This window comes from Leucobacter sp. BZR 635 (genome assembly GCF_048061935.2).
Lineage (GTDB): Bacteria > Actinomycetota > Actinomycetes > Actinomycetales > Microbacteriaceae > Leucobacter.
Genome location: NZ_JBLUNZ020000028.1, coordinates 56,986 through 79,265 on the forward strand (window position 1 = coordinate 56,986; position 22,280 = coordinate 79,265).

Below are 22,280 nucleotides of genomic sequence, written 5' to 3' on the forward strand. Positions count from 1 at the left end.
TCCCTCGGCTACGATGGCGCACAACCAACGGAGGCGAGTGTGAGCACGGGCGAACGAGCAGCAGCACGAACCTCAGCCGGCCGGCCCGGCCTCGACGTCGTCATCAGGTGCGCTGACGGGTACGAACTCTCGGGCAGAGCATTCCGGCCGAGCCCACAGCACGACCTCGGGATCACCGCGGTCATCACCACCGCGACCGGCGCGAAGGCCTCCTACTACTGGCGCTACGCCGACTTCCTTGCCTCTCGCGGTTTCCGAGCCGTCGTCGCCGACTATCGTGGTGTCGCGCGGTCCGCGCCGCCCGGCGGCGCTGTTGGCCTCAGGGCCATGCGCGCCCACTGGCGCGAGTGGGGGACGCTCGACATCGACGCCGTCATCGGCTGGGCAGAGGTTGACGGGCCAGGGCGAAGGATCGTGGCCGTCGGCCACAGCTTCGGCGGCATCGGGGTGTGTACCGCCCCTCGCGCGGCAGGGATCGATCGCGTACTCATGTACGGTGCGCAGCACGCGCACTGGCGTGACTATGCGGCCCGCAGCCCGCGGGCGCTGCTGCGGTGGCACGTTGCGATGCCAGTGATTGCCGCGGCCGCAGGCTACCTGCCGGGCCGCAGGCTCGGCTGGATGGAGGACATCCCTCGCGGGGTCGCGTTCGACTGGGCGCGGGGGCGCAGCGACTTCGCTGACACGCTCGGTCGCGACGGCAGGGCGGTGATGGATCGCGTCGCCGGCCTCAAGCTCGACGTGCTCGCGGTGTCGGCTACCGATGATCCCTTCGCGACGCCTGAGGCGACTGAGCGGCTGCTGCAGTATCTCCCAGAGGCCCGCATTGCGCGCTGCAGCCTGTCACCCGCAGCGCTCGGGGCGACCGAAATCGGGCACCTCGGTGTCTTTCACGAACGCTTCAGGGAGCCGCTCTGGGGCCGGTCTGCCGATTGGCTTGCGGGGCGCGGGCTCGGCGAGCGTTGCGGCGGCGGGTGACGCCTCACCGGATCAGCCGCCCGGCGGCACGACATGAGCAAGAGGAACACGCATGACGCAGCAGCATGGTGAAACGGCCGAGGTGCGCCGAGACGACGGTGAGCTGATTGGGATGCTGCGCCAGGTTACTGACGGGGGATGGGTGCCGTGTGCGGTGTTCGGCCTGCCCCTGGCTACGCCGCGCAGCGCTGAGGCCGCTCGTGGCTTCCTGCTGGATCACGGGCTTGGTTACCTCGCCGACCGCTGGGAGGCGCGGGAGGGCGGCGAGTGGGTGACCGTGCAGATCGTGGAGGCGCGCCCGGGAGAGGTGACCGTAAGCTACGCCGACTACGGACACCCGAAGCTGTTCAACGAGCGCAGAACACTCCAGGAGCCGAGCCCAGACGACCTCCGCCGCGCTTAACCGGGCCTAGCCGCGCGTGGCTGATCGTGTCTGGGGGCCCGGCAGCGATCCTCATCCCCACACAGACCAATGGCCCCGACCGTGCAGTGCACGATCGGGGCCATTGTGTTGCGCGCAGCGCAAGAACTATCTGGTGCTGAACTTTAGGAAGCGAGAACCTCGTCGAGGATCAGGCCGGCCTTCTCCTCATCGGTCTTCTCGGCGAGCGCGAGCTCGGAAACGAGAATCTGACGGGCCTTAGCAAGCATGCGCTTCTCTCCTGCGGAGAGCGAGCGTACTTCCTGGTCGCGGCGCCACAGGTCGCGGACGACCTCTGACACCTTGATGACATCGCCGGAAGCAAGCTTCTCGGTGTTTGCCTTAAATCGACGTGACCAGTTGGTGGGCTCCTCAGTGAACGGAGTGCGAAGCACCTCGAACACCTCCTTGAGGCCCTCCTGGTCGATGACGTCACGGACGCCAACGAGGTCGCAGTTCTCTGCGGGCACCTCGATCGTCAGGTCACCCTGATCGACCTGAAGCTTCAGGAAGAGCTTTTCCTCGCCGCCGAGTTTGCGCTTCTTCACCTCGATGATCTTGGCTGCGCCGTGGTGGGGGTAGACGACGGTCTCTCCGACCTCAAATTGCATCGAGTTGCTCCTTGTGTTAAACCAACCACTAGAATACCACAGCTCACTGTCTGGAAACCGGTGTATCTTGCGACTCCGCCACTCCGGGTCGCAAGCGCCCCGCGCGAGAGGTAGTATTGCTGTAGGTCTGCGTGCGTCTGGCGCGCACGTTTTAGTTCATACACGGCTCGGAGGCCCTCTTGAAGAATCGGATCGCCGCATCGGTTGCACTTGCAGCAGCGCTCACGCTCGGCATGAGCGGATGCAGCCTCATCGCGCACAACGCTACGGGTGTCGAGTACGCTCCGAGTGATGGCGTGCAGGTCACCTCGGAAGGCGTTGCGCTTCGCAACATCATGCTTGTCGCTGACGAGACCGGCAAGAATTTCAACCTCGTATTCACCTCGGTGAACGAGACGGGTGCGCCCGCTCAGGTTTCGCTGAACATGAAGAGCGAGGGCGCAGACGCGACCCTCGAGTTCCTGGCTCCCGAGGGCACCACCTCGTTCGGTAACCCCGAAGCCGATGAGCAGGTGCTTGTCACCTCGCTCGCTGACCTGCAGGCAGGTCAGACCGTCAAGACGTACTTCACTATCAACGGCACGGGTGATCTCGTCGAGTTCATTCCGCTGCTTGACGGCACGCTCAAGGAGTACCAGCAGTACGTGCTCGCAGCAGGGGCTTCCCAGCTCGGCGAGATTGCTGATATCGCGAAGATGACCGAGGCAGAAATTGCTGATGCAGCAAAGGCTGCTGGCGAGACCGTCGAAGAGTTCACCAAGCGCGTCACTGAGGAAGCTGCAGCTGCCACCAAGGCTGGCTAAGCACGTTTCAGCATCACAAACGGGCACCCCGCGAGTTTTCTCGCCGGGTGCCCGTTTTGCGTATCGGGGACGGTGCGCGTACCGGGCTCGGGTCGCATACCCGCGCTGACGCTCGGCCCCCCTGACTCAGTGCCAGTGCCCGCGCTGATGTTCCGCCGCCTACCGCCGCTCCCCACCCCCGTTTAATCCTCCCCGACTCTTGTTCAGGCCGTGCAAGGCTCGTAGAGGATGAAACGGGCGCTTCATGTTGGATGGCCTACGCGCCGCGACCGGTAGCGGTCACGTGCCCGGCTACCTCGCAGTCGTGTTGCTCGATGGAGCGACTGTAGGGCTTCGTCGGTCAGGGGAGTTCCTAAAGTGCTGCGGCCCAGGACGCTCCGCTTCAGGCCTGGAGCGGAGCGTCCGTGCCGGTGTTCGTGCTCGTGGCTGCCGCGGATGCTTCGCACCCTTGCCATGGGGGAAGGTGCCCCCGGGCTGTGCGCATTTCGCAGCTCCGCGGTGCCGACGTCGCTCGCCACTAGAGCTTCAAATTTGCGGGGCCACATGGGCAGCGGTCGCTGCTTGGGGCTGCCGCTGTGTATCGGGGAGTTAGAAAGGATGTAGGTCTGGCTCTTTGACTACAGCTTTGAATCTGACCTTGCGTTGAGGTGTGTGCCTTGATGCTCGGTGTTCCGGGAGTAGATCCCGTGGCCTGTCGATGTGGATGCGCCCGGACGGCGCGGTCCACTCCAGCACTCCGCCCGCGAACTGTCGCACGGTCCAGTCCGAGTTGCCTTTCAACGTGTGGTGGCTGCGACACAAATGTGCCAGGTTGTCGGTAGCTGTGGGCCCGCCGAGGGCTGCGTCGATCGTGTGGTCGATTTCGGATCGGTACACCGGGGAGACACAGCCGGGGAACCTGCAGTGCCCGTCACGAGCGACGAGGAACCGCTCCTGTGACTTATTCGGCCGGTACGTATCCGTTCTGATGACAGTTCCTGTGTGGGTGCAGACCGTGACGAGGTCCCACTGCTGCCGGCCGGCAATGAGCGGCCGTACTGACTCGATATCGATCGGCCCGTACCCCTTCAGCTCACACTTCACGCCGCCTGCCGGCATGCTGCTGTCTCGGATGATGGTACCGCCATGGGTAGCGAGCAAGGCGTCGACGCCTGCTGCGGTGAGGACGAGCTGCACCCGCCCCTGCAGGTCTGCCCCGGTGTTGTGGGCTGCTGCTTCGGCGGCGTCGAAGGGGTCGCGGCTGAGGAGCGCGTAGAACGCATCAGCCCGCAGCTCGTCGAGCCCACGCGTATCGGCAGCTTTGCCTGCTTCGCCTGGCTGGCCCGCCTCGAGGGCAGCGGGTTCCGACTGCTCAGCACCAGGAGTTACTGCGTCTGGGCTGGCTGGTGCTGGGATGAGGCCCCGCTTCACCGCCCGACCCATACGTGTCAGCCGGTCGTACAGCCCGAGGGCTTGCACTGCGGGCAGGTAGGCGCGCAGCTCTGCCATGCCCTCACCCAGCTGCACGACCGTCACACGCCGCTTCTTCGCCTCACGCGCCTGCCGCACCTCGATCGGCTCAACCGCCCACCGCTCAGCCAGCCGTTTCGCGACCGGGCGTAACCGGTTCGGGGTGAGCTCACGCGCATACACCAACACCTCTTGCTCGTACGCGTGACGGCGCTGTTCTGCGAGCTTGTCCTGCTCGAGAGCGAGGGCGATCGCTGCCTGGTCAACGCCGGTCGCGGTGACGTTCGTGATGACCATGCCCGCGTCAGTGATGATCTCCGCATGCCGCAGTGAGATCTCACCAGTGAGGACGAGTGCGTGAGTGTCGCGGTAAGTGTCGATGAGGAACACTGCAAGACCGAGCATGGATGCGACGCGCGGTTCGGACACCCCGAGCGCGAGCGCTGCTTCAGTGATGTAGGCCCGTGTTGCCATTTCGCCGCCCGTGACCGCTGCGTATCCGCGTGCGAGATGCTCGAGGCGGGATGCTTCCGCGACGCGGATCGCGCGCGTCGCGTCTTCGAGGCCAGTGATGGCCTCGTCCCGGATCTGCGGCTTCGCTTTCATGACGGTAGTCAAACACGCACCTCTGACATTTAAGCCCTCAAATGTGGCCCAAAATAGAATCTTTCGAAAAAGATTTTGAATCTCTTCGCCATTGATGACACCCCTGTGGGTCCTCAGGGAGGCGACCAGGAATCACCGTGTTTGTGGCTCTTCGAGAACGCGTGGGCGGTAGCTACGAATCTCCCCGAAAGGCCGTCATGAGCGCGACCCAGCTTGAGCCATCAGAACGCCACCACAACCAGGCCCGACGAAGCACCTTGGGAGCCGTGAAACACACACGGCCCGGGCGCACCCGCCCTACAGGGCAAGGGCGCGAAGCACCCGCGGCAGCCCCAAGCACGAATCTCGACAGGTGCGCTCCGGCCCCGGCCCCGGGCTGAAGCAGGGTGGCCCGGGCCTAAGCGCTGAACGGCCAATTGCGAAGATCAGAGAATCCCGCAACCGCGCCGCGGCACCCCACTCGGAACCCTATTGACCCCGTTTAATCCTTTCCGACCCGAACGAGGGCCGTGCAAAGCTCATGCAGGATTAAACGGGGGTGTAGAGGGGCAGCAGGCCGGTCTAGCCGAAGCGGTAGCCGACGCCGCGCACCGTCGAGATGAGCTTGGGCTGCGCCGGCTCCTCCTCGATGCGGGAGCGCACGCGCTTCACGTGCACGTCGAGCGTCTTCGTGTCGCCGTAGTAGTCGCTGCCCCAGACACGGTCGATGAGCTGGCCACGGGTGAGCACGCGCCCGCTGTGCCGCATGAGGAGCTCGAGCAGCTCGAACTCACGCAGCGGCATCGCGATTTCGGTGCCGCGCACGGTCACGGTGTGCCGATCGGTGTCGAGGCGGATCCCGTTGGACTCGAGCGCCCCGCTGTCGTCCTCCTCGGTCTCCGCTCCCTCCGTGGGAACCGCGCGCCGCAGCGCCGCGCGCACCCGGGCGAGGAGCTCACGTGTCGAGTAAGGCTTGGTGACGTAATCGTCTGCCCCGAGCTCGAGCCCCACGACGATGTCGATTTCGCTGTCCTTGGCGGTGAGCATGATGATGGGCACCTGCGAACGCTGCCGGATCTCACGGCATACCTCAGTACCGGGAAGGCCCGGCAGCATGAGGTCGAGCAGCACGAGGTCTGCTCCGTTCGCTGTGAACGCGCGCACCGCGTCGTTGCCATCGTCGACGACCGTGACGCTGTATCCCTCGCGTTCGAGGAGAAAAGCGAGTGGCTTCGAGATGGACTCTTCGTCTTCGACGAGGAGAATATTTGGGGACACTATGCGCGTCCTTTCGTGTCTGTGAGCTGCTGGAGGGCCTTGCGGGTGCGCTTCACGCGCTTGGCCCGCTTCTTCTTGGGAATGTCGTTGAGGGGGAATGAGAGCGTGAATCGCGACCCCTCACCGGGGGTGGATCGAACGGTGACGTCGCCGCCGTGCGCGCGCAGCGAGTGCCGTGCGATGCTCAAGCCGAGGCCCGTGCCGCCATCCTCGCGACTGCGGGCGCCGTCGACGCGGTAGAACCGCTCGAAGATACGCTCGAGGTGCTCGGCGGGGATGCCGGGGCCGGTGTCGGTGATGGTGACGGTGAAGTGCCGCTTCTTGTGGGCGATGCGGATCCGCACTGATGCGCCCGCGGGGGAGTGCCGGATCGCGTTGCTGAGAATGTTCGCCACTGAGCTCGAGATTGCGCTTGCGCGCCCCTGGATCGCAGCCGTGCGCTTCGGGTTCGAGCTGTCGATGAAGATGAGATCCACCCCGCGGCGCTCAGCGAAGCTCTCGTGCGCGTCGACCTCCTCGTCGACGACCGTGCGCAGATCCACCTCCTCGAGGTGTTCCGGCCGCAGCGTCGACTGCGCCTCCGAGAGCTGGATGATGTCGCGCGACAGATCGGCAAGGCGCTTCGACTCCTTCACGAGGCTCGCGGCGAACTCGCGCACGAGCTCGGGATCGTCGGCCGCTTCCTTCACCGCTTCGGCGAGCAGACCGACGGCGGCGATCGGCGTCTTCAGCTCGTGCGAGACGTTCGCGATGAAGTCCCGGCGCATTGCGGTGAGCCGTTGGGCGGCGCCGAGATCCTCCGCGATAACGACAAGGAATTCCTGCTCGACGCGAATAACGTGCGTGCGCACCGGCGCGCCGGGATCATCCGGGTGCGGGTCGCGGTGCGAGTGCACGCCGGTCTCGAGGACCTGCCGCGCGCGGTGCTGGAACTCGATGGTGCGGAGCAGTCCAAGCTCGGTCGGGGTCTCGCTGCGGCGGGCAACATCGTTGGCATAGATGGCCCTGAGGTCGCGGTCGAGGATCACGGCGAATACGTCGAGCCCATCGAGGATCGCGGTCGCGGTCTCGGGAAGGCCGTGGAGCTTCGGAAGCTCGGCAAGCGGGAGCATGTCTTCATCGTAAACGGCAGTGATCCATCCGCGCACGGGGTAGTGAAGAGTTCGCTCACTGTTTACCTTGTAGTGACGGCTAGTTCACCGAGGCGGGGGAAAGTAAGTACGCAAGAGGTTGGCCACGAAAGGACATCATGCGCGCAGTATTTCAGCAGTCGCTGAGTGAGTTGCAGGAGCGGCTCGCTCTGATGGCAGAGCTCGTCGAATCATCGATCAGCGATGCGACGACCGCGTTCGGCAACTCGGACGCCGAGCTCGCCGAGCAAGCTATTGAGCGCTCGGAAGAGATCGACGCCCTGTCGCTCTCGCTCGATGAGCTCGCGTTCGACATCCTGCTTCGGCAGTCGCCGGTCGCCTCAGACCTCCGGCTCGTCGTCGCCTCGCTCCGCATGAGCGCAGAGCTTGAGCGCATGAGTGACCTCGCCGAGCACATCGCCGAGCTCGCGCGCTACCGGTACCCGGACAGCGCAATCCCGAAGGGGCTGCGGAAGACGTTCACGAAGATGGGTGCGCTCGACGTGGAGATGGCTGAGGCCGTGGTCCGGTTGCTCCGCGAGCAGGATCCCGCGATCATCCTCGAGATCCGCGACCTCGAAGACGACCTCGATAAGCTGCACGCGAAGGTCTTCACGAAGATGCTCAGCGACAAGGTGAACGCCGACGCCCTCGGGCTTGTCGACGCGACGCTCGCCAGCCGCTACCACGAGCGTTTCGGCGATCACGCGGTCGGCGTTTCGCGGCAGATGCAGTTCTTCTTCTCGGGGGAGCTCGCGTAGCTCGTCGCTCGCGCGAAACGTTCACGGGCCCCAGGGGCGTAAACAGTAGACTGGTGGCGTGACTCAACGCATCTACGACACGCACGAACAGGCAGTAGTCGACTTCGTCCCGCAGCATGCGGGCACGGTCGGGATCTACGTCTGTGGACCGACCGTGCAGTCGTCGCCGCACATCGGCCACCTGAGAAGCGCCCTGGTCTACGACCAGATGCGCCGCTGGTTCCGCGCGACCGGTCACGACGTGACCCTGATTCGCAATGTCACGGATATCGACGACAAGATCCTCGACAACGCGCGCATCGCGGCTGAGGCCGGTGGATCCGAGCAGTGGTGGGCGCTTGCCTATCGGGTCGAGCGGGAGTTCACCGACGCCTACGACGCGCTCGGTGTGCTCGCTCCCACGTACGAGCCGCGGGCGACCGCGAACATTGGCGAGATGATCCGGCTCATCGAGCAGCTCATCAAGCGCGGCCACGCCTACCAGGCAAACGATGGCACGGCGAGCGTCTACTTCGACACCGGCTCGTGGCCGAGCTACGGCTCGCTCACCAGGCAGCAGCGCGACCAGATGGAGGACGCGGCCGATTCCGAGCCGGTCGGCAAGCGGGATCCGCGTGACTTCGCGCTCTGGAAGGCGCACCGCGACACCGAACCCGAGTCGGCCTCGTGGCCGTCGCCGTGGGGCGTTGGACGCCCGGGCTGGCACATCGAGTGCTCGGCGATGGCTGCGCGCTACCTCGGCGACTCCTTTGACATTCACGGCGGCGGGCTCGACCTTCGCTTCCCGCACCACGAGAACGAGCTCGCCCAGTCGCGCGCCGCGGGGCAGGGCTTCGCGCGCCACTGGATCCACAACGGGCTCGTGAACACGGGCGGCCAGAAGATGTCGAAGTCGCTCGGCAACTCGCTGTTCGCGGCGGATCTGTTGGGCAGCGCCCGCCCGATCGTGCTGCGGTACTTCCTGGGCTCCGCGCACTACCGCTCGACCCTCGAGTACTCGGCGGGCTCGCTCGACGAGGCCGCTGCGGCCTTCGAACGGATCGAGGGATTCCTGGCCCGCGCCGAGGAATACATGGTTGCTGCAGCAGAGGATCGCGCGGCGGGCGAAGCCGCCGCAGAGCTGTACCTCGCGCCGCTGGACGGGGCCGCAACCGTGGATTCGCTGCCCGCGGAGTTCACCGCCGCGATGCTCGATGACTTTTCGATTCCGCAGGCGCTTGCGGTGCTGCATGAGGCAGTCCGCGCCGGGAACACCGCGATCGATGCGGGTGACGGCGACGAGCTGCTGCACCGCGCAATCGAGGTCGTTGCGATGCTCGATGTGCTTGGACTCGATCCACGCGATAGTGTATGGGGCGCGGCTTCTGGGAACGCCGCTGCCGACACCGCGCTCGATGCGCTTATTGTCGGCCTCATCGAGCAGCGTGCCGATGCACGCGCACACAAAGACTTCGCCACGAGTGACGCGATCCGCGATCGCCTTGCTGGTGCTGGAATCATCCTTGAAGACAATCCGAACGGAACCCGCTGGAGTCTCATATGAGCAATAAGAAGGGGCGCACAGGCGCCGTACGCAAGAAGGGGCTCGGTAAGGGCGTCGGTTCGGGGGGTCAGGGTCGCCAGGCGCTCGAGGGCCGCGGCCCGACGCCTCGCGCCGAGGACCGCGAGTATCACCCCGCCGCAAAGGCGAAGGCAGCGCGCGAGCGCTACGAGGCCGCTAAGGCACGCCATCAGGGCGGTGCCGGCGGCGGTGGCGGGCGCGGCCCGAGCAGCCGGAAGACCGACGAGTCGGAGCTCGTGACCGGCCGTAATGCCGTGCTTGAGGCTCTGCGCACCAAGATTCCGGCGACCACGCTGTACATCGCGGCACGCATCGAGATGGACGATCGCGTCCGCGAGATCATGCGGATCGCGACGAACCGCGGCGTCGCCGTGCTCGAGGTCATGCGCCAAGAGCTCGACCGCATGACGGATCGCGAGACCGTGCACCAGGGCATCGTGCTCAAGGTGCCGCCGATGGAGTACGCGCATCCGATGGATCTGCTCGAGGACACCCTCGACCGCGGGGAGACCCCGCTGTTCGTCGCGCTCGACGGCGTCACCGACCCGCGCAACCTCGGCGCGATCATCCGCTCCGTCGGCGCGTTTGGCGGCCAGGGCGTCATCGTGCCGCAGCGACGCACGGCGAGCCTGAACTCCGCCTCGTGGAAGACCTCGGCCGGTGCCGCGGCCCGCATTCCCGTCGCACGGGCGTCGAACCTGACGCAGACGCTCAAGGAGCTGAAGAAGCAGGGACTCTTCGTTGTCGGCCTCGACGGTGACGGCGACGTCAGTCTGCCCGGTCTTGACCTCGCCGGACGCCCGCTCGTGATCGTCGTCGGCAGTGAGGGCAAGGGCCTGTCCCGCCTCGTCACCGAGACCTGCGACGCGATCGTGTCGATCCCGATCTCGGCAGTGACCGAGTCGCTCAACGCCGGCATCGCAGCTTCTGTCGCCCTCTACGAGGTGTCGAAGCTCCGCGCCGTTGAGGCTGCGGAGTCCGCAGCAGCCGAGTAGTCTCCGCCGCCTGCGCGCGGTCACAACGAGAGAAGGCCTCCTGCAAATTGCAGGAGGCCTTCTCTCGTTGTCGGGCTGAGCCGGGCTACAGCCGCTCGAGGATGTAGTCGATTGCGCCCGTGAGCGTACGCACGTCGTCGGGATCGATCGCGGTGAAGGTCGCAATGCGCAGCTGGTTGCGGCCCAGCTTGCGGTACGGCTCGGTGTCGACGATGCCGTTTGCGCGCAGCGCCTTCGAGATCGCCGATGCGTCGATCGAGTCATCGAAGTCGATCGTCGCGACGACCTGCGAGCGGTGCGCGGGATCGGTGACGAACGGGGTCGCGACATCTGACTGCTCGGCCCAGTCGTAGAGCACGCCGGAGGACTCGGCGGTGCGCGCAGACGCCCAGGAGAGCCCGCCGCTCTCGTTGATCCACCGCACCTGCTCGTCCATGAGCGCGAGCGTCGCAAGGGCAGGGGTATTCAGCGTCTGGTTTAGGCGCGAGTTCGAGACCGCGCCCGAGAGGTTCAGCGACTCGGGAATGTAGCGGTCACCATTGGTCTGGCGCTCGATCCGCTCGATCGCAGCGGGGGAGACGAGCGCGAACCACAGGCCGCCGTCGGAGGCGAAGTTCTTCTGCGGCGAGAAGTAGTACACGTCGGTCTCGGAGGCGTCGAAATCGATGCCGCCTGCCGCGCTCGTCGCGTCGACAACCGTGAGCGCGCCAGCGTCGACGCCCTCGCCCGCCGCACGGCGAACCTCAGCCATGACGCCGGTCGAGGTTTCGTTGTGCGGGTATGCGTAGACGTCGATTCCTGCCTGCGGGAGGAGATCGGAACGCGATCCCGCTTCTGCCTGGCGGATCACCGGCTCTTCAAGGAACGGGGCTGCTGCGGCGGCGATCCCGAACTTCGCGCCAAACTCACCGAAGGTGAGGTGCTGGCTGCGACGGGAGATCAGCGAGTGGACGGCGGAATCCCAGAACGAGGTCGCCCCGCCGTTCGCGAGCAGGATCTCGTATCCCTCGGGTGCCCGGAACAGGTCGAGCAGGCCGGAGCGGATGCTGCCCACGAGATCCTTCACGGGAGCCTGACGGTGCGAGGTGCCGAGCACCGAAGGCTGGAGGCTCGACAGGAACGCGAGCTGTTCGTCACGAATCTTCGAGGGCCCGCAGCCGAAACGACCGTCTGCGGGGATGAGTGATGAAGGGAGTTCAATGGCGGCCATAAGGCCAATTCTAGAGAGTAAAGGGGGCGCACATCGCCATACGACCCCGCGATTCCGGCCTGTGTGGCGTAATCCTTGGCTCGGCTGGCTGGACTCTTGCGTGAGGAGAGGCGCGAGATGTCGTAAGCTGGGGCTACGCAGACGGCTGGTGGGGTATACATTGACGGATCTGATTGACACTACCGAGATGTACCTTCGAACAATCCTCGAACTCGAGGAAGAAGGCATCGTGCCGCTGCGCGCGCGCATCTCTGAGCGCCTGAGCCACTCAGGGCCGACGGTTTCGCAGACAATTGCGCGCATGGAGCGCCTCGGCCTCGTCGTCGTCACCGACGACCGGCAGCTGGAGTTCACCGAGGAAGGCCGCGCTCGCGCGATCCGCGTCATGCGGAAGCACCGGCTGGCCGAGCGGCTACTCGCCGATGTCATCGGACTCGAATGGGAGTTCGTGCACGAAGAGGCGTGCCGCTGGGAACACGTGATGAGCGAGCAGGTCGAGCTGAAGCTGCTGAGCATCCTCGATCGCCCCACGGTGTCGCCCTACGGCAACCGCATTCCGGGGCTTGAAGAGCTCGGCGTTCGACCCGCACCGGCAACCGACCGCAACCAGCTCGGCATTACCGAGTGGCTCGCGCAGCCACACGCTCCGGCACGGGCGACGATCCGCCGCCTTGCTGAGCCCGCACAAAACGAGCCGGAGCTCCTCGCGCAGCTCTCGGCAGCTGGGGTGCTCCCCGGCAACACAGCTTCTTTCACCCGCACCGGCGACGTTGTTCGAGTCGAGGTGGAAGGGAACAGTGATGCTATCGACATTCCCGTGGAGATGGCGGCACACATTTTCGTCTCATAGATGAGGCGGCGTCTGAGGTCTGTATTTCTTAGACGTTCGAAATCGCCCTATTTTGGCGAGCCCATGAACATATGGAGCTGATACCCCGAGGAGACAGCATTGTCACTTCCCACGCCTGAGGCGCACCTAGGCGCCGTACTTGAAGCTGTTGAACATCGTAACCAGGGAGAGCCCGAATTCCTTCAGGCCGCCCGCGAGGTGCTCGAAACACTGGCACCCGTGCTCGAAGAGCACCCGGAGTACATTGAGGGCGGGATCCTCGAACGACTTGTTGAGCCTGAGCGGCAGATCCTGTTTCGCGTGCCCTGGGTCGACGACCGCGGCAAGGTGCAGGTCAACCGCGGCTACCGCGTGCAGTTCAACGCAGCGCTCGGCCCCTATAAGGGAGGACTGCGTTTCCACCCGAGCGTGAACCTCTCGGTGGTGAAGTTTCTCGGATTCGAGCAGGTCTTCAAGAACGCGCTCACCTCGCAGCGCATCGGCGGTGGCAAAGGCGGTTCAGACTTCGACCCCGCAGGCAAGAGTGACGCTGAGGTGATGCGGTTTTGCCAGGCCTACATGACTGAGCTCGTCCACTACATTGGCGAGCACACTGACGTACCCGCGGGCGATATCGGTGTGGGGGCCCGCGAGATCGGGTTCCTCTTCGGGCAGTACCGCCGTCTCACGCACCGCTACGAGTCCGGCGTGCTCACCGGCAAAGGCAAGGGCTGGGGCGGTGCCGAGGTGCGTACCGAGGCAACCGGCTACGGTGCAGTCTTCTTTGCTGAGGAGATGCTCGCGCGCGCCGGCGAGGGCGTCGCGGGGCGCCGTGCAGTTGTGTCTGGATCGGGCAACGTCGCGATCTACGTCATTGAGAAGGTGCAGCAGCTCGGCGGTCGCGCGATCACGGCGTCTGATTCGAGCGGCTACATCGTCGACGAAGCCGGAATCGACGTCGACCTGCTGAAGCAGGTCAAGGAAACTGAGCGCGCGCGAATCTCCGAATACGCTGAGCGTCGCCCGAGCGCGCACTTCGTCGAGGGCGGCAGCGTCTGGGACGTGCGCGGTGAACTTGCGTTCCCCTGCGCGACTCAGAACGAGCTCGATGCGGCCGGCGTCCGGGTGCTGCTGAAGAACGGTGTCGTCGCCGTCGCCGAGGGCGCGAACATGCCGACCACTCCGGAGGCTATCGAACTGCTGCAGAGCGCCGGGGTGCTGTTTGCGCCCGGTAAGGCCGCGAATGCCGGCGGTGTTGCGACGTCTGCGCTGGAGATGAGCCAGAACGCTGCGCGCTCGCGCTGGGACTTCGACAAGAGCGAGAACCGCTTGCACGAGATCATGCGTGACGTGCACGAGCTCTGCTACTCCGCGTCCGAACGCTACGGCAAGCCCGGAGACTACGTGCTCGGCGCAAACTCAGCGGGCTTCGTCACCGTCGCCCAAGCAATGCTCGAGCAGGGCGTGATCTAAAGGTCCAGTTTCAGTCCGTAACCGAAGCGTGACAATTTCGTGATGTTCGGTTAGGCTTGTCCAAGTCTTAGCTTCACGGCCGTTTCAGGGCCGTAAATAAGCGCCAACGTGAGGTAGATATTTCGTGAATCAGCAGCCAGGTACCGAGGTCGTAGCTGCGACCGCACCCGCAGCATCGTCCAAGGTAAAGGTCAAGAAGATCGCACGTGTGGGCGGCGCAGCCGTGTTCACCTTCGCAATGTTCGGAACGCTGGCCCTCCCGGCCTACGCGTTCAACGAGCCGGAGGCTCCGGCCGCAGTAGTCGCCGAGACGCAGACGATCAAGATTACTGCTGGCCCTTCGCTCGTCAAGATGGACAGCGTGCCGCTCGAGGTCGACACCACCGTCGCCGAGAAGGAAGAGCGCGAAAAGCTGCTCGCCGAGGCTGAGGAGCGCGCAAAGCAGCTCGAGGCTGCGAAGGCTGACGCCAAGGGCGATGCAAAGGCTGCTGCTCCGGCAGCTCCCGTAGTTCCCGCAGGCGAGGGCGCAAGCGGCCTCGTTGCCGCAGCGCTTGCGCAGGTGGGCGTGAGCCAGGACTGCACCGACCTCGTGCAGAACGCTCTTGCAGGCATCGGCCTGGTTGAGCGTCGCGACGCAGGTGGCTACGACCACGGCGTGAACGACTTCAGCCGCTACGGCGCGACCGTGAGCTACGAGCACGGCGTGACCGCACTCGCACCCGGCGACATCCTTGTCTGGCCGGGCAACCCGCACGTCGCAGTGTACGCTGGCGGCGGCCAGGCAGTGCACGGCGGCTGGAGCGGTGGCACCACCGTTGTCGACGAGATCAGCGTCTGGGGCCAGTACCCCTCGCAGGTAGTACGCATGAGCTAATAAGCTCATTGTGAGAAGGGGCGCAGCTTTCGGGCTGCGCCCCTTTTTTGTGCGCCCGGCCCGCCGCCCCCACTGCCCCGTTTTATCTACTCCGACCCTTCCGCGGGCCGTATAAGGCTCTTCCCGGCGCACACGGGTCGGAAAGGCTGTTTCGCAGCTGCGGATGGCCGCTCTCGTGTTCGGGTGGCAGGGAGGCCTTTGCGGCCGCGAGAGGCCCCAGAGCGGCCTGAGGCCGAGAGCTTTCTCCTGGCCGCGGGCCGCGGGTGCCAGGCTACGGGCGGCGAGGCGGCGATGCTGCGAGGCGGAGGATCGCGGAGTTTCCTCAACGCCCCTCTTTTTCTATTCCGAGTGTTGTGCGGGCAGATTTGGAGTCGGAATAGATTAAACGGGGCAGTTGGGCGGGGGCTCGAGTGCGCTAGACTCGTTGCTTGGCGCCGTCTCGGCGCAGCCGGCCTTGGTAGCTCAGTGGATAGAGCGCTTCTCTCCTAAAGAAGATGTCGGAGGTTCGATTCCTCTCCAGGGCACTCCAAGCTTCACGAGCCCCGGCTCGCAGGTCTTCCCACGCATTTCAGTCAGCGCACGGCCCCACGCGGCGGGCTGCGCAATCGACGAAATCTTCGCAGCAAACTCTGACAAGCCTTCGTGGCGATTTTGTCATACAGTTGTCTCTAATGTTGCGAGGCTGAGACTGCGGCTGGAGCTGTGGCTGAGGCGCGAACTGCGCTGGCCCATTCGGGTCGCGAGCCCCGCATCGGTAGCTGCTCAAGGCGGAGGAGTGTCGAAATGGATATTACGCGTGCACTGGCAGTGCTCGACGACGCGGCCAAGGTGTTGGATGAGGCGGTCGGGGCGTTGCCGCCCCGCCGCTGGCTGCGGCCCACCCCCGCAAGGGGGTGGAATATCTCCCACCAGATCGGGCACCTCGCCTGGAGTGATGCAATGGCGCTGCAGGCGCTGCGGCAGGATCCCGCGTTTGCGCAGTCCGTCGGTCGGATGGAGACTGACGGGGCGAGCGGGTTTGTCGACCGTGGCGCGCGCGAGCGAGCAGCTGTGCCCGTGCCGCAGCTGCTCGAGGAGTGGCGGGCAGGCAGGGAGGCGCTGCGTGAGGCGCTCTCGCGGGCTGCGCCCAAGCAGCGCATCACGTGGCTGGGGCCTCCCGTGCTACCTCGGACCATGGTCGCCGCACGGACGGTCGAGACCTGGGCCCACAGCCTGGATGTGTTCGACGCGCTCGGGGAGGAGTTGCCGGATCCGGCGGCGTTGCCCACGGTGGCGCGCATGGGGATCCGGACGCGCGAGGCGTCGTTCCGTGCGCGGCGGATCCCACTGCCCGAGCGCCCGGTGCGAGTGGAGCTGGAGCTTCCCGGTGGCGAGAAGATGGCGTTCGGCCCGGAGGGCGCCCCCGAGCGGGTTGTCGGGGCGGCGTGGGGCTTTGCCGCGGTGGTGACGCAGCGCAGGAATGTCGCGGACGTCGAGCTGGAGGTCGCCGGCGAGGGGGCTGCCAGGTGGATGCGGATCGCGCAGGCCTTCGGCGGGGTTCCGACAAATGGCCCTCGGCCGGGGGAGCGGCTCGCCTGGCACGCGCACTAGCGCGGAGCGAAGTCGCGGGCGCAACTCGCGAAAATAAACGAATACTTGCGCAAGTGATTGAGTGTCGATAGTGTTGGGAGTGCGCTTCGTTCGGTGAGGCTCTTGCATGAACACAGGCCACTGATCTGACGACATCGAGAGATGCCCAAGGTTAGGACAGGCACCCTCGGCTTAAGGGGGTCGCCCAAGGTGGCTGCACCACGACTACGTCATGCAATGCCGAAGCTCTGACATGGAAGCGCGTTTCCCGAGCCCACGGGCTCATTTGGCGTGCCCTGAGAGGAACAAGCGGTATGCGCACAGCACTGTACGAACCAACCCTGCCGGTGAGGGCGGGATCCCTCGCAGAACGGGAGCCCGGGCCCGATTGGCCCGTGACGCAGGTGCTCCCCGCGGGCGGCCCGATCAGGTGGCGGAGCAAATTCTTTGCGGCCCCGGCCCCGGCGCGAGCGCACAAGCGGCGCGCGACCAGGTATGAGCGGTTCACGACGCGAATGGTGCTGGTGAGCAGCCTCATCATGCTCGGTGTCACCGCCGTGCTGCACGGGATCAACTACGACCTCGAGACGAAGACCTCCTCGACGTCAGGCACTCACGGCAGCTTTTACAAGGACGAGGGATAGCCAGCGCCAGAGCCGCGCCGGGATCAGTCAAATCAGGAAGTGAAACCAATGAATAATGAGCACGGAACAGCCACGCTCGAGGTCGGCGTTGAGTCGCTGAATGGCGGGCGCTGGCAGCGCGTGCGGGGCGAAAACCCGCGGGCATACACGGAGCTTCGCGAGGCGCACGGCGTGGACTTTCAAGACGCTGCCGCTGTTGCCTTCAACACGCAAAACGGCTTTAGCTACCTCCCGGTGTCATACGTGGCGCACACCGATGGGGGCTACAACACGGTTCGCATCATGGTCGCCGTCGGCGAGAGCAGCGTCGTCACTGTCGAGCCGAGCGGGTCAGCCGCCGCGCTCGATCTCGCTCACGCACGAATGGAGCGCGACGGCCGTGAGAATGACTCAGCGGTGGAGATCGCGGCGAGCCTCCTGCAGGCCATCGCGGATACTACAGATGAGCTCGTGAGCGCGATGAGTCACGGAACCGAGCGCATGATGATGGAAACCGGTGCAATTCTCGAGAGCCTCGAGGCGAAGAAGTCGCGCGAGTTCGGCGTGAGCGATGTGACGTTCACGCAGCAGGAGCTCGCCGATATGGAATCGCTCCTTTCGCACTGCATGGAAAGCCAGCTCGCGCTCGCCGAGGCGGCGAGGCACTTGCGCGCGAAGATGTGGGGCCTGGGGCTCGCAACTCGCACCGACCTCGGTCGGCTGATCGAAGACATCGAGGCGATCGAGCCGCACATCGAGTTCGTGCACGACCGTGTTCGCCTGCTGCAGCAGACAAACAACCTGGCGCTGAACGTCAAGCAGAACCAGATCATCAAGGTGTTCTCCGTGGTGACCGCGGTGTTCCTGCCGGTCATGCTGCTATCGACCTACTACAGCATGAACTTCGAGCACATGCCGATCCTCGGCTGGCAGTACGCCGAGCCGATGATCATCGTGCTCAGCTTCATCTTCGCGCTCGCGCCGCTGATCTATGTGCGGCGTCGCGGCTGGCTGCGCTAGGCCAAATTTTTCACACCTCTAGACAAGGAATGACCAATGTCAGTTAAGAACCAGGACGATATTCAGCAGTCGAACTCGGCGTATTCGGCGGACCAGTCGAACCCAGTTGCCTGGAGTTCACGCATCGACGTTCACCACCTGGGTGGCGACATCGCCGCAGAGCCCGCAGCGGGCAGCGAGAACTTCCGCAAGCGTGGCAGCTCGAAGATTGAGAAGGAGATTATCTGGGCCGTTGTCGTGCTCTACGCCGGCATCATCGCGTGTTTCGCGGGCCTGCACCTGTTCGGGCTCACGCTCGGGTAACCCACCCATAGTTTTTGGATCGGGGCGCCACGCGCCTCGGTCTCCCAGTTGAAAGTGTGACCATGCAAGAGAACACAGTTAGTGGCGCGCAGGTAGACGCGCACCAGCTTCCCCGACACGGCTGGCTGAGGGTCCGTGCGTCTGACCAGATCATGCTCGCGAACATTCACCGCCAGTACGGCCTGAATCTCACGCGCCCGGTGCGGCACGCGGTTGAGGAGCAGAGCTTCGTGCTGTTGCCCCTCGACCTGCCGCTGCCTGACCGCGACGCTGACGCGCACGAGGGCACCTCGTTTTCGTCGGCGCAGATCCTCATCGCCTTCACGCCGGAGCTGCTCATCACCGTTGAGCCTGATCACCCGATTGAGGCGCTGCGGCGCGCACAGGATCTGCTTGCCAGGAGCGACGAGACCCCGGCGAGCCGGGATGCACTCATCGTCATTCTCGAGGAGCTCAACGACGCGACGCAGGAGACGGTAGCCCAGATCTCGCAGGTGCTCACGCAGCTCGCGGGGCAGGCGGTCGACAGCAGTGGCGGCTTTAAGCTCGAGGGCCGCCAGGTTGGTGTCGCAGACATCGCACAGACGGCGGTGCTGCTCGGCGGGGCTGAGGAGCTCATCGCCCGCACGGTGCAGGGCCAGCTCATGCTCGAGCGGGCGGCCCGGTGGGTGCGGCGCGGTGGCGGCGACATCGAGCTCGACTATTCGACGACGCTCTCGGATATTCAGGGTGGGCGCAGGCACGCCCGCTTTCAGCACGCGAAGGTGCGCAACATTCAGCAGTCGCTGATGACCACCCTCGATCTCAAGCAGAACCAGATCATCAAGGTGTTCACGGTCGTCACCGCAGTGTTCACCCCGCCGACCCTCATCGCCGCCTACTACGGGCAGAACTTCGCGAACATGCCGGAGCTCGCGCTGTCGTGGGGCGAGTGGTTCGTCATGGGAACGACGGCGCTCTTCGCGCTCGTGCCGCTCGCCTATATCAAGCGGAAGGGGTGGTTGCGATGAGCGTGCGCAGCATCACGCGGGAGACGTGGACCCGCGTCTTCCTCGATACGCCGGACGATTTCGAGACCGCCGAGCGCATGGTTGCGAAGCGGATGCGTGACTATGGCGAGGAGTCGGAGACCCGACTGCCCGTGAAGTTCGTCGCAGCTGCCGGGCGCTCCGCCCACGTCTACGAGCTCACGGTTATTGTGGGTGCAGGGCAGATCATCACCGTCGAGCCGGGCGGTGGGATCCCGATGCTGCAGGACGTCGAGGCGCGGTTGCAGTGGTCGGAGCCCAGCGGCGATGGCCACTATGAGGCGTGGTTTGCGATCGTGCAAGCCGGGTTTCAGTCGAGCGCAGACGCCCTCGCGTATGTCGAGTCCGACATCAATCTCGTGCGGGCACCGCTTGCGGCGGCGGCGCGGGCGGCAGAGACCCGAAGCCTCGGGGTGAGCGACCTGCCGCGAGTGAGCGAGATGCTCGTCGACATTGATGATGCGCTCTCGCACATCGCTTCTTCGGCGGCCGGGCTCACGCAGCTCGCCAGGCTGTTGCGGCGTGACGCGCGGAGCCCCGCGTCGGGACTCGCTCGTGCGCAGATCGACGGCCTTGTGCAGCAGGGTGACGCGCTTACGCGGCGCGTCGAGTTCGTGGTGGATCGCCACCGCTTCCTCTCGCAGGGGGTTTCGCAGCAGATCTCGACGAGTGACCTGAATATTGTGAAGATCTTCACGGTGCTCTGGGCGATCCTCATTCCCGGGACGACGCTCATCAACTGGTACGGGCAGAACTACGAGTTCATGCCGGAGCTCAGTTGGGAGTACTCGAGCTGGGTGCAGATTGTCGGGGTGTTCTTCCTTGCGGTGATCCCGATCTACACGGTCAAGCGGGCCGGCCAGCTGCGGTAGCTGGGCTGAGAAGCAGACAGCGGGCGGAGCGACACATCGTCGCTCCGCCCGCTGTCTGCGTTCGGGGGGTTAGCGCCGCCTGCCCCGGGTCAGCGCGAGGGCGCAGAGGATCGCCACCGCGACGCAGATCCCAGCCACTCCGACTGGCACTGAGGCGTCTCCTGGCGTGATGAGCACCGCGACGAGCTCTATGGCCGAAGCGAGTAGCAGCAGCATGGCGACGAAGCCGAGGAGGGATCGCACCCAGAGCCGCGTCGAGGCGCGGACGGGTTGGTGAGTGATGGCGGGGTCGTGCGGCTGGCCGACGATGCCGTCGGTGTTCGCGGGGCGGCCGATGCCGGAGTGTGTCAACCAGATTGAGTGGCGCATGTGTGCCTCCGTTGAAAGAAGTGGGCGGGCTGCGGGCAGCGCGCGTGGGCCCGCGGTGCGGAACCACTTCAATGCTAGTTCATTTGCGCAATCACGCAACTGTGGAGGGGGTGATTGCGGCGTTAACCTGTGGGGCGCGCTCCTGGCGGGCCCTGATCCTCCGGCCCGGCCCCCTCTGGGTCAGCCCCCTCAGGGCCCAGCAGCGCGCTCAGCCCCGTCGCAACCTCCGACAGCACGAGCTCATCGGTGTCCGCATCGAAGTCGAAGAGCTCGCCGTAGCGCCCCCAGTCGATCGCGAGGGTGAGCTGGCGATCCGCGTCGCGTTCGTTGAAGCCGCGGCGCAGCAGATCGCGGAAGAAGTCCGCGCGGAGCGTGCCGGTGTCGCTGTTCTCGAGCGCTTTCACGATCGTGCGCACGAGTGGCGCGTGGGCGACCGCGAGCTCCGCGAAGCTGGTCTTGCTCTCGTGGATCCCCGCCCAGTGCCAAGCGAAGCCTGCGTCGGTGATGAAGCTCTGCGCGCCATCGACAGTGAGGAGCCCGAGCATGCTCGCGGCGTCGACGAGCGGCAGCAGATCGTCGATGTCGAACGAAAGCTCGTCTGCGAGATCGGGGAGATCAGTCTGCCCGCCGTGGGCGACCACGATCTCGATGAGCCCTGCGAGCCCACCACTCGTCGCCTCTGGCAGCGGGTGGGTGAGCGGGCCAGGCGGCGCGCCGGCGGCCTGTGACCCCTCTGGCTTGCCGGTGAGCAGCGCGTAGAGGTGATCCACCGCCGATTGGAACGTCGGGCTGCGCTTGTCGCGTGGCCGGGGAACGTGGATCGGGATCTCCGCCTGGATCGACCCCGGCGTGCCCCCCAGCACGAGCACCCGGTCCGCGAGCTGCACGGCCTCCTCGATGCTGTGCGTCACGATGCAGATGCTCTGGCCCGCGAGCTCGCGCTCTCCCCACACCTTCATGAGCTCGCTGCGGAGGTTCTCGCCGGTGAGCACGTCGAGCGCCGAGAACGGCTCGTCCATGAGCAGGAGATCTGGCCGCTGCACGAATGCCCGCGCGAAGCCGACGCGCTGCGCCATGCCGCCCGACAGCTCCCGTGGGTACGCCGTTTCGAAGCCGTCGAGCCCGATCGCGTCGATCGCGTCGACCGCCCGCTGCGTGCGCTCGGCCCGAGGCACGCCCGCGGCGCGCAGCCCGAGCTCGACGTTCTCGAGCACGGTGAGCCAGGGCATCAGCGCGAACGACTGAAACACCATGGCGACCGCGGGGTCTGCCTGCTCGAGCGGCACGCCGCGGTAGCGCACGTCGCCAGCTGACGGCGGGATGAGCCCCGCGAGCACGCGCAGCAGCGTCGACTTGCCAGAGCCTGACCTGCCGAGCAGCGCGACGATCTCGCCCTCGCGAATCGTGAGGTTCACCCCCTCGAGCACCCGCAGGCTGCCGCCGTCGGCCGAGGCAAACGACTTCGCAACGCCCTCGGCGCTCACGAGGACGCGGCCGGGCGGTTGAGTACTGAATACGTGTGTCATAGGAGATCCTTC

At 65.5% G+C, this 22,280-nt stretch carries 22 protein-coding genes, 1 tRNA gene and 1 riboswitch; of the genes, 16 read left to right on the forward strand and 7 right to left on the reverse strand.

Annotated elements, in window-relative coordinates:
• The first annotated feature begins 39 nt into the window (after nt 1-39).
• Together ACI1US_RS05415 and ACI1US_RS05420 are read left to right on the forward strand one after the other, a co-directional pair.
• Nucleotides 40-978 carry an alpha/beta hydrolase family protein gene (locus tag ACI1US_RS05415; protein ID WP_461638785.1) on the forward strand — a complete coding sequence of 313 codons (939 nt, stop codon included), beginning with the start codon at nt 40-42 and terminating at the stop codon, nt 976-978.
• A 52-nt stretch (nt 979-1,030) separates the two neighbouring features.
• Complete coding sequence (locus ACI1US_RS05420) at nt 1,031-1,381, forward strand: hypothetical protein (RefSeq protein WP_461638787.1); 351 nt, start codon at nt 1,031-1,033, stop codon at nt 1,379-1,381.
• Between the two features lie 143 nt (nt 1,382-1,524).
• Here ACI1US_RS05420 and ACI1US_RS05425 read toward each other — a convergent pair whose 3' ends face one another.
• Nucleotides 1,525-2,010 carry a CarD family transcriptional regulator gene (locus tag ACI1US_RS05425; protein WP_042544077.1) on the reverse strand — a complete coding sequence of 162 codons (486 nt, stop codon included), beginning with the start codon at nt 2,008-2,010 and terminating at the stop codon, nt 1,525-1,527.
• Between the two features lie 179 nt (nt 2,011-2,189).
• Between ACI1US_RS05425 and ACI1US_RS05430 the strand changes: the two genes are divergently transcribed.
• Nucleotides 2,190-2,813, forward strand: a complete 624-nt coding sequence (locus ACI1US_RS05430) for a DNA modification methylase (RefSeq protein WP_461638789.1) — start codon at nt 2,190-2,192, stop codon at nt 2,811-2,813.
• Between the two features lie 588 nt (nt 2,814-3,401).
• Here ACI1US_RS05430 and ACI1US_RS05435 read toward each other — a convergent pair.
• The 3 genes from ACI1US_RS05435 to ACI1US_RS05445 all read right to left on the reverse strand — a co-directional run bounded on the left by ACI1US_RS05435 (nt 3,402) and on the right by ACI1US_RS05445 (nt 7,237).
• Nucleotides 3,402-4,868, reverse strand: coding sequence for an HNH endonuclease signature motif containing protein (locus tag ACI1US_RS05435; protein ID WP_461638791.1), 1,467 nt, complete (start codon nt 4,866-4,868; stop codon nt 3,402-3,404).
• Between the two features lie 561 nt (nt 4,869-5,429).
• On the reverse strand, nt 5,430-6,125 hold the full coding sequence (locus ACI1US_RS05440; RefSeq protein ID WP_416549869.1) for a response regulator: 696 nt from the start codon (nt 6,123-6,125) through the stop codon (nt 5,430-5,432).
• On the reverse strand, nt 6,125-7,237 hold the full coding sequence (locus ACI1US_RS05445) for a sensor histidine kinase (protein WP_416549868.1): 1,113 nt from the start codon (nt 7,235-7,237) through the stop codon (nt 6,125-6,127). The genes ACI1US_RS05440 and ACI1US_RS05445 overlap by 1 nt, the downstream gene beginning before the upstream one ends.
• A gap of 137 nt (nt 7,238-7,374) precedes the next feature.
• On the opposite strand from ACI1US_RS05445, the gene phoU reads away from it, so the two are divergent.
• Genes phoU through rlmB form a run of 3 tightly spaced genes read left to right on the forward strand, consistent with a single transcriptional unit; the run spans nt 7,375 to nt 10,572 of the window.
• Complete coding sequence (gene phoU, locus ACI1US_RS05450) at nt 7,375-8,016, forward strand: phosphate signaling complex protein PhoU (RefSeq protein WP_416549867.1); 642 nt, start codon at nt 7,375-7,377, stop codon at nt 8,014-8,016.
• Nucleotides 8,017-8,074: 58 nt separating this feature from the next.
• A complete protein-coding gene (gene cysS / locus ACI1US_RS05455) occupies nt 8,075-9,559 on the forward strand; it encodes a cysteine--tRNA ligase (protein WP_416549866.1) in 1,485 nt (494 codons plus the stop codon).
• Nucleotides 9,556-10,572, forward strand: coding sequence for a 23S rRNA (guanosine(2251)-2'-O)-methyltransferase RlmB (gene rlmB / locus ACI1US_RS05460; RefSeq protein WP_416549865.1), 1,017 nt, complete (start codon nt 9,556-9,558; stop codon nt 10,570-10,572). The genes cysS and rlmB overlap by 4 nt, the downstream gene beginning before the upstream one ends.
• Nucleotides 10,573-10,657: 85 nt before the next feature.
• On the opposite strand, the gene serC is transcribed toward rlmB, so the two are convergent.
• Nucleotides 10,658-11,782 carry a phosphoserine transaminase gene (gene serC / locus ACI1US_RS05465; protein WP_416549864.1) on the reverse strand — a complete coding sequence of 375 codons (1,125 nt, stop codon included), beginning with the start codon at nt 11,780-11,782 and terminating at the stop codon, nt 10,658-10,660.
• A 160-nt stretch (nt 11,783-11,942) separates the two neighbouring features.
• Between serC and ACI1US_RS05470 the strand changes: the two genes are divergently transcribed.
• The 10 genes from ACI1US_RS05470 (at nt 11,943) to ACI1US_RS05515 (ending at nt 20,373) form a co-directional block, all read left to right on the forward strand.
• The gene (locus ACI1US_RS05470; RefSeq protein WP_416549863.1) at nt 11,943-12,632 is read left to right on the forward strand and encodes a metal-dependent transcriptional regulator; all 690 of its coding nucleotides are present in this window, start codon (nt 11,943-11,945) and stop codon (nt 12,630-12,632) included.
• 99 nt (nt 12,633-12,731) lie between these two features.
• Entirely contained in the window at nt 12,732-14,084 is a 1,353-nt protein-coding gene (gene gdhA, locus ACI1US_RS05475) for an NADP-specific glutamate dehydrogenase (protein WP_416549862.1), read from the forward strand.
• A 124-nt stretch (nt 14,085-14,208) separates the two neighbouring features.
• On the forward strand, nt 14,209-14,958 hold the full coding sequence (locus ACI1US_RS05480; RefSeq protein WP_461638796.1) for an NlpC/P60 family protein: 750 nt from the start codon (nt 14,209-14,211) through the stop codon (nt 14,956-14,958).
• A gap of 451 nt (nt 14,959-15,409) precedes the next feature.
• A tRNA-Arg gene (locus ACI1US_RS05485) sits at nt 15,410-15,482 on the forward strand.
• A gap of 259 nt (nt 15,483-15,741) precedes the next feature.
• Nucleotides 15,742-16,548, forward strand: coding sequence for a TIGR03084 family metal-binding protein (locus ACI1US_RS05490; protein WP_461638798.1), 807 nt, complete (start codon nt 15,742-15,744; stop codon nt 16,546-16,548).
• A gap of 78 nt (nt 16,549-16,626) precedes the next feature.
• Nucleotides 16,627-16,793, forward strand: a riboswitch (M-box (ykoK) riboswitch).
• 48 nt (nt 16,794-16,841) lie between these two features.
• Nucleotides 16,842-17,171, forward strand: coding sequence for a hypothetical protein (locus ACI1US_RS05495; protein WP_461638800.1), 330 nt, complete (start codon nt 16,842-16,844; stop codon nt 17,169-17,171).
• 48 nt (nt 17,172-17,219) lie between these two features.
• On the forward strand, nt 17,220-18,170 hold the full coding sequence (locus tag ACI1US_RS05500; protein WP_461638802.1) for a CorA family divalent cation transporter: 951 nt from the start codon (nt 17,220-17,222) through the stop codon (nt 18,168-18,170).
• 36 nt (nt 18,171-18,206) lie between these two features.
• A complete protein-coding gene (locus ACI1US_RS05505) occupies nt 18,207-18,473 on the forward strand; it encodes a hypothetical protein (RefSeq protein WP_461638804.1) in 267 nt (88 codons plus the stop codon).
• Nucleotides 18,474-18,535: 62 nt separating this feature from the next.
• A complete protein-coding gene (locus tag ACI1US_RS05510; protein ID WP_461638806.1) occupies nt 18,536-19,483 on the forward strand; it encodes a CorA family divalent cation transporter in 948 nt (315 codons plus the stop codon).
• Entirely contained in the window at nt 19,480-20,373 is an 894-nt protein-coding gene (locus ACI1US_RS05515) for a CorA family divalent cation transporter (RefSeq protein WP_461638808.1), read from the forward strand. Before ACI1US_RS05510 ends, ACI1US_RS05515 begins: the two co-directional genes overlap by 4 nt.
• Before the next feature lie 69 nt (nt 20,374-20,442).
• On the opposite strand, the gene ACI1US_RS05520 is transcribed toward ACI1US_RS05515, so the two are convergent.
• Both ACI1US_RS05520 and ACI1US_RS05525 read right to left on the reverse strand, forming a co-directional pair.
• Complete coding sequence (locus ACI1US_RS05520) at nt 20,443-20,742, reverse strand: hypothetical protein (protein ID WP_461638810.1); 300 nt, start codon at nt 20,740-20,742, stop codon at nt 20,443-20,445.
• A 122-nt stretch (nt 20,743-20,864) separates the two neighbouring features.
• Nucleotides 20,865-22,268: an ABC transporter ATP-binding protein gene (locus ACI1US_RS05525; RefSeq protein ID WP_461638812.1), complete on the reverse strand. Its 1,404-nt coding sequence runs from the start codon at nt 22,266-22,268 to the stop codon at nt 20,865-20,867.
• Nucleotides 22,269-22,280: the final 12 nt, after the last annotated feature.

Coding starts and splice junctions, on each gene's coding strand:
- ACI1US_RS05515 (WP_461638808.1), top strand. CDS start 19,480: ATGAGCGTGCGCAGCATCACGCGGGAGACGTGGACCCGCGTCTTCCTC.
- ACI1US_RS05505 (WP_461638804.1), top strand. CDS start 18,207: ATGTCAGTTAAGAACCAGGACGATATTCAGCAGTCGAACTCGGCGTAT.
- ACI1US_RS05500 (WP_461638802.1), top strand. CDS start 17,220: ATGAATAATGAGCACGGAACAGCCACGCTCGAGGTCGGCGTTGAGTCG.
- ACI1US_RS05435 (WP_461638791.1), bottom strand. CDS start 4,868: ATGAAAGCGAAGCCGCAGATCCGGGACGAGGCCATCACTGGCCTCGAA.
- ACI1US_RS05525 (WP_461638812.1), bottom strand. CDS start 22,268: ATGACACACGTATTCAGTACTCAACCGCCCGGCCGCGTCCTCGTGAGC.
- ACI1US_RS05490 (WP_461638798.1), top strand. CDS start 15,742: ATGGATATTACGCGTGCACTGGCAGTGCTCGACGACGCGGCCAAGGTG.
- phoU (WP_416549867.1), top strand. CDS start 7,375: ATGCGCGCAGTATTTCAGCAGTCGCTGAGTGAGTTGCAGGAGCGGCTC.
- ACI1US_RS05520 (WP_461638810.1), bottom strand. CDS start 20,742: ATGCGCCACTCAATCTGGTTGACACACTCCGGCATCGGCCGCCCCGCG.
- ACI1US_RS05510 (WP_461638806.1), top strand. CDS start 18,536: ATGCAAGAGAACACAGTTAGTGGCGCGCAGGTAGACGCGCACCAGCTT.
- rlmB (WP_416549865.1), top strand. CDS start 9,556: ATGAGCAATAAGAAGGGGCGCACAGGCGCCGTACGCAAGAAGGGGCTC.
- serC (WP_416549864.1), bottom strand. CDS start 11,782: ATGGCCGCCATTGAACTCCCTTCATCACTCATCCCCGCAGACGGTCGT.
- ACI1US_RS05425 (WP_042544077.1), bottom strand. CDS start 2,010: ATGCAATTTGAGGTCGGAGAGACCGTCGTCTACCCCCACCACGGCGCA.
- ACI1US_RS05420 (WP_461638787.1), top strand. CDS start 1,031: ATGACGCAGCAGCATGGTGAAACGGCCGAGGTGCGCCGAGACGACGGT.
- ACI1US_RS05495 (WP_461638800.1), top strand. CDS start 16,842: ATGCGCACAGCACTGTACGAACCAACCCTGCCGGTGAGGGCGGGATCC.
- ACI1US_RS05445 (WP_416549868.1), bottom strand. CDS start 7,237: ATGCTCCCGCTTGCCGAGCTTCCGAAGCTCCACGGCCTTCCCGAGACC.